The sequence below is a fragment of the Nocardia sp. NPDC060220 genome (genome assembly GCF_042727815.1).
In the GTDB taxonomy this organism is placed as follows: domain Bacteria; phylum Actinomycetota; class Actinomycetes; order Mycobacteriales; family Mycobacteriaceae; genus Nocardia.
On the sequence record NZ_JBHWZY010000575.1, the window covers coordinates 1 to 4,537 of the forward strand.

Annotated in this window: 4 protein-coding genes and 1 pseudogene; 2 read left to right on the top strand and 3 right to left on the bottom strand. The window is 69.3% G+C overall.

What is annotated here, in order from left to right; genetic code table 11:
- A pseudogene (locus ACFWF3_RS25420) lies at positions 1-201 on the bottom strand (peptidylprolyl isomerase); the annotation flags it as partial.
- Positions 202-286: 85 nt separating this feature from the next.
- Between ACFWF3_RS25420 and hisS the strand changes: the two are divergent.
- Together hisS and ACFWF3_RS25430 are read left to right on the top strand one after the other, a co-directional pair.
- Positions 287-1,561, top strand: a complete 1,275-nt coding sequence (gene hisS, locus ACFWF3_RS25425; protein ID WP_379315761.1) for a histidine--tRNA ligase — start codon at positions 287-289, stop codon at positions 1,559-1,561.
- Between the two features lie 107 nt (positions 1,562-1,668).
- Entirely contained in the window at positions 1,669-2,316 is a 648-nt protein-coding gene (locus ACFWF3_RS25430; RefSeq protein ID WP_379315763.1) for a hypothetical protein, read from the top strand.
- 42 nt (positions 2,317-2,358) lie between these two features.
- Here ACFWF3_RS25430 and ACFWF3_RS25435 read toward each other — a convergent pair whose 3' ends face one another.
- Positions 2,359-3,372 carry an Rv2578c family radical SAM protein gene (locus tag ACFWF3_RS25435; RefSeq protein WP_379315765.1) on the bottom strand — a complete coding sequence of 338 codons (1,014 nt, stop codon included), beginning with the start codon at positions 3,370-3,372 and terminating at the stop codon, positions 2,359-2,361.
- Between the two features lie 31 nt (positions 3,373-3,403).
- The gene (locus ACFWF3_RS25440; protein WP_379315767.1) at positions 3,404-4,378 is read right to left on the bottom strand and encodes an NAD-dependent epimerase/dehydratase family protein; all 975 of its coding nucleotides are present in this window, start codon (positions 4,376-4,378) and stop codon (positions 3,404-3,406) included.
- Positions 4,379-4,537: the final 159 nt, after the last annotated feature.

A 4,537-nucleotide genomic window follows, 5' to 3' on the forward strand; every position in this document is an offset into this window, starting at 1 on the left:
CGACTCGGCGTTGACCGACTCACTGTCGTCGCCCCTGGTGAGGAAATACACGCCGGTCGCGGCGGCCGCGACGACTATCACACCCAGTACCGAGCCCGCGATCGTCAAGCGCTTGCGCTTCTTCTCCTGCTCGGCCCGTCGTGCCAGCTGGCGCTCCAGCTTGCGCTTGGCCGCCGCCCGTCGCTGTTCGTTACTCGGCACTACCGCGTTCCTCCCGTGTCGTCAGGTTCGTCTAGAGGGTAACCGGTTGGACGCGGGGGGCGCCCGTGGGGAAAACTGGACCATCGTGACCAAGACCAGCAGCTTCACCGCCCCGAAGGGGGTCCCCGACTACCTGCCGCCCGGTTCGGCCGAGTTCGTCGCCGTGCGCGACGGCTTGATCCACGCCGCCCGACTCGCGGGGTACGGGCATGTCGAGCTGCCGGTATTCGAACAGACCGCCCTGTTCGCACGGGGTGTCGGCGAGTCGACCGACGTGGTCAGCAAGGAGATGTGGACCTTCGCCGACCGCAACGGCGAGAGCTTCACCCTGCGTCCCGAAGGCACCGCGGGCGTGATGCGCGCGGTGATCCAGCACGGCCTGGACAAGAGCGGTCAGCTGCCGGTGAAGCTCTGCTACGCCGGTCCGTTCTTCCGGTACGAGCGCCCGCAGGCCGGTCGTTACCGGCAGTTGCAGCAGGTCGGCATCGAGGCGATCGGCATCGACGACCCCGCCCTCGACGCCGAGGTCATCGCGATCGCCGACGCCGGATTCCGCGCGCTGGGCCTGGACGGATTCCGCCTCGAGATCACCTCGCTCGGTGACGAGACGTGCCGCCCGCAGTACCGCGAACTGTTGCAGGAGTTCCTGCGCGGGCTGCCCCTGGACGAGGAGACACAGCGCCGCGCCGAGATCAACCCGCTGCGTGTGCTCGACGACAAGCGTCCCGAAGTGCGCGAGCTGACCGCGAACGCACCGCTGATGATCGACCACCTCTCGGAGTCGGCGAAGGCGCACTTCGAGCAGGTTCTCGGACACCTCGACGCGCTCGGCGTGCCGTATGTGGTGAACCCGCGCATGGTGCGCGGTCTGGACTACTACACGAAGACCACGTTCGAATTCGTGCACGACCAGCTCGGTGCGCAGTCGGGCATCGGTGGCGGTGGCCGCTACGACGGACTGATGGCCGAACTGGGCGGTCAGCCGCTGTCGGGCATCGGTTTCGGCATCGGGGTCGACCGGACGGTGCTGGCACTCGCTGCCGAGGGCAAGTCGGCGGCCGATCCGGCGCGCTGCCAGGTGTACGGCGTCGCGCTCGGCGACGCGGCCAAGGCGAAGCTGGTCGCGCTGGCCGGTGAACTGCGTGCCGCCGACATCAGCGTCGACCTGGCCTATGGCGGACGCGGGATGAAGGGTGCGATGAAGGGCGCCGACCGTTCGGGGGCGAAGTACACCCTGGTGCTCGGCGATCGCGATCTCGCCGAGAACACGATCGGCGTCAAGGAGATGGCAACCGGTGAACAGCGGTCCGTCCCGCTCGACGGCGTCGTGGCGGTGCTGCGCGCGGAGCTCGGTCGCTGAGGCCGCGTACTCCGCGGTGGGCGCCGTGCTCGGCTGCTGAGGTCGGTGCGGCGCGGTAATCTGACCGCGCCTCATGCCGGGCGGGCCGGTGGGGCGGAGAGGCAATCGTGGACGGGCAGTCCGGGCAGTCGGCAGCGACGGAACCGGTGGGAATCGACCTGGTGGCGCCCGAGGTGTTCGCGCCGATGTTGCGCAGGCTCGCGCTGGCCGCGCTCGGCGTGGGCGTCGGTGCGGCGTTGCTGTCGGCGGTCTGGCTGAGCTGGCCGTACGCGATCCTGATCGGACTGGCCGTCGCTGTCCCGACCATCGGTTACGTCTTCGCGTTCCAGCGGCGGCGGCTGTGGTTGAGCGGCACCGTGATCCGCGCACACCGGCTGGTCGGCGAACACAGGGTCGACCTCGCCGACGCCACCGGCGTGCACCTGCTGGTGTATCCCGCACGCCTGAGCCGCATCGTCTTGCGGGTCACCGCCGGCGGCGACACCCAGCTGGTGCCGCTGGCGATGTACACCGACGTGGGCAGCGGCCGCGAACTGCATCTGCTCGGCCTGCGCAAACTCGCCGACGCACTCGCCGCCAGCGAACTCGCCGCGGCCATCGCGATCTCGGAAGTGCTCGTGCAGCAGTTGCGTGCCGAGGCTCGCGACGCCGGCCTCGGCGAACGTCCGCTGTATCGCGCGGTGCGGTCGGTACGGAGCAAGGACAGCGTCTCACCGGTGGTTCTCACCGATTCCGAGGTCGCCGCACTCGGTTGAGCGTCGCCGGATGGTGTCGTAGCCCGACCGCCTGTCCGGCGGTCAGCCGAAGAGGGCGAGCTGCGCGTCGTGCGGCGTGGGTGGGGGAGCGGCCGGCGTGGTGGGGCCTTGGACTCGGCGCAGGCCGTAGTGGTCGAGGAGGGGATTCACTCGGTCGCGTAGCCAGTCGCGGTAGAGGGGAGTGACGTTGCCGCCGCGGGCGTAGAGCTGGCGGTAGCGGCGCATGAGCGCGGGGTGTTCGGTACCGAGCCAGGTGAGGAACCAGTCTCGGGTGGGACCGCGCAGGTGCATCGGGAAGGCCGTGGCGCTGGCCGCGCCCGCGTCGGCGATCGCGGCGAACAGGGCCTCGAGGTGGGCTCGGCTGTCGGTGAGGCAGGGGATGATCGGCGCGGCCATGACATGGACGGTGAAGCCCGCGTCGGCCAGCGCGCGGACCAGGTCGAGACGGGCACGTGGTTCCGGGGTGCCCGGTTCGAGGCTGTGATGCAGGTCGGGATCTAGGATGGCGATCGACACCGCGACGCTCACCTCGACGCGCCGGGCCGCCTCGGTGAGCAGCGGGAGATCGCGGCGCAGCAGCGGGCCCTTGGTGAGGATGGAGAAGGGGGTGCCCGAATCGGCGAGCGCGCCGATGATGCCGGGCATCAGGCGGTATCGGCCCTCGGCGCGTTGGTACGGATCGGTGTTGGTGCCGAGCGCCACCGCCTCGCGCTGCCAGGAACGGCGCAGGAGTTCGCGACGCAGCACCGCGGCGATATTGGTCTTCACCACGATCTCGGAATCGAAATCCTCGCCCGCGTCGAGGCCGAGATATTCGTGGCTGCCGCGCGCGAAGCAATAACGGCAGGCGTGCGAGCAGCCACGCATCGGGTTGATCGTCCAGCGGAAGGGCAGCGCGGAGCTCTCGGGCATCTTGTTCAGCGCGCTCTTGCACAGCACCTCGTGGAAGGTGATGCCGTCGAACTCGGGGGTGCGGACGGAGCGGACCAGCCCGGCCCTGGTCAGGCCGGGCAGCGCGCCGTCATCGGCGTCCAGGGTCTGAGCTTGCCACCGCACCCCACGAGTCGAACATTTGTTCGAACAGCTGTCAAGCCTGACGCGACGCCCGCAGGAAGTCGACGAGGTCGTTGACGGTCTCGGTGGTCGGGCGGGGGCGGTAGCCGAGTTCGCGTTCGGCCTTGCCGTGGTCGACGACCGGCGCCGAGATCAGCGCGCCCAGTGCGGCTTTGGACAGGCTGTCGGAGCCGAAACGCCTGCCGATCGGCTCGAGCACCGGCAGTGTCGCGCCGAGTACCTTCGCCGGGATGGCGAAGCGTGGGCCCTTGGCGCCGGTGCGGGCCGCCGCCATCCGGCAGAAGTCCATCATCGTGGTCATCTCGCCGCCGAGCAGGTAGTTCTCGCCGGTGCGGCCCTTGTCGCCCGCGAGGACCAGGCCCTGGGCGACGTCGCGCACGTCGACCAGGTCGAAGCCGCCGCCGATCATCACCGGAATCCGGCCGCGCATCGCCTGGGCGGCGATGACGTTCAGCCGGGACAGGCGATCGGGGAGGTCGACCGGGCCGTAGACGCCGGTCGGATTCACGATCACCGCGTCGAGTCCGCGCTCGATCACCGGGCGCAAGGCCAGTTCGCCGGACCACTTCGACCGGTCGTACACGGGCAAACCGGGATCGTCTGAGCGGCCGGAGGTCTCGTCGATGTGCCCGCCCGCGCGGTACTGGTCGAAAGCGTGGATAGAGCTGGTGTGGACGAACCGGCGCACGCCCGATTCCAGCGCCGCCTCGGCGGTGACGCGCACGCCCTCGGTGTTCACCCGCCACGCCAGATCGTTGCGTTCGGCGAGGGTGATCAGCGCGACGAGGTGGTAGACCACCTCGGTGCCCGCCAGCGCCGCACGCATCGACGCCGGGTCGAGCACATCGCCTTCGACCCAGGTGACGGCCGGATCGGCGGTAGCCGGGGCGACGCGGTCGATCGCGACGACCTCGTGGCCGCGCTCGACGAGCAGAGGGATCAAGTTGGTACCGAGGTAGCCGGCTGCGCCGGTCACTGCGACCTTCATGAGGCCGAGGATATAGAACATGTTCTAGTTTTGATAGTGGATCACGCAGATCGGGGGTGGCACGACTCGAAAACTGCCGGGGAGTTCGGCTATATTTGGCGCCAATCGCAGTTGGGTGGTCGCGTCGGGAGTTTCGCGTCCGTCGCTCGCTTCTGTAGC

Excerpts from the sequence above, each read along its gene's own strand:
- ACFWF3_RS25440 (WP_379315767.1), bottom strand. The coding sequence starts at position 4,378 with ATGAAGGTCGCAGTGACCGGCGCAGCCGGCTACCTCGGTACCAACTTG.